The following is a 678-nucleotide window of genomic DNA, read 5'->3' as shown; positions in this document are numbered from 1 at the left end:
AAGGGAGACGTGCGCCGATACCACCTTCCAGCCGTCGGCGAAGCGCACCCAGCTTTGCGACTGGCGACCGCGCACGGACGCGCCGTCGCGGAAGAACTCGGCATCTGCGGTGGCGAAATCCCGACCATAGGTGTGGACCGCAATCCGGCCGAGCCGACGCTGCGGCGATCCGCCACGCCCTTTGCGGAAGGCGCGGATCTCGTCGGCACCGTACAGCACCTCGCCGACGCCGTAGCGGACGGTCGAGGGCGCGTCGTGGAAGAGCGCGTCCATCGCCGGCACGTCGTCCGCCATCAGCGCCGCCTCATAGGCATGGAAGGCGGCGGTTACCTCGGCAACCACCTTGGGATCGTCGATCGTCATGCCGGATGCACCTCGTTCCAATGGTGGGCGATATCAACGCGCCGGCAAATCCAGGCGTCACCGCTCGCGATGACGTGGTCGACAAAGCGGGCGACGGCGCGGGCACGGGCAGGCCGCCCGGCAATTCGGCCGTGCAGCCCGACGGACATCATCCGTCCGCCTTCCTCGCGGAGCTGGTCGAACGTGTCGCTCAGGTAGCGGAAAAACTGGTCGCCTTCGGTGAAGCCGTTCAGGGCCACCATCTTCATGTCGTTGGCATCGAGGGAATAAGGAATGACGAGCTGGCCGTGCGCGTTGCGGTAGGGCAGATCGTCG

Annotated in this window: 1 protein-coding gene and 1 pseudogene; both read right to left on the bottom strand. The window is 66.7% G+C overall.

The window, feature by feature from the left end:
• On the bottom strand, positions 1-363 hold a 363-nt coding region (gene hpxZ / locus AACY52_RS29030; RefSeq protein ID WP_339561173.1), incomplete at its 3' end, for an oxalurate catabolism protein HpxZ.
• A pseudogene (locus tag AACY52_RS29025) lies at positions 360-678 on the bottom strand (hypothetical protein); the annotation flags it as partial. The pseudogene AACY52_RS29025 and the gene hpxZ, both read right to left, overlap by 4 nt.

It is taken from the genome of Pseudomonas sp. EA_65y_Pfl1_P113, from assembly GCF_963970525.1.
GTDB lineage: Bacteria > Pseudomonadota > Gammaproteobacteria > Pseudomonadales > Pseudomonadaceae > Aquipseudomonas > Aquipseudomonas tritici.
This window is presented reverse-complemented; position numbering and strand designations above follow the sequence as displayed.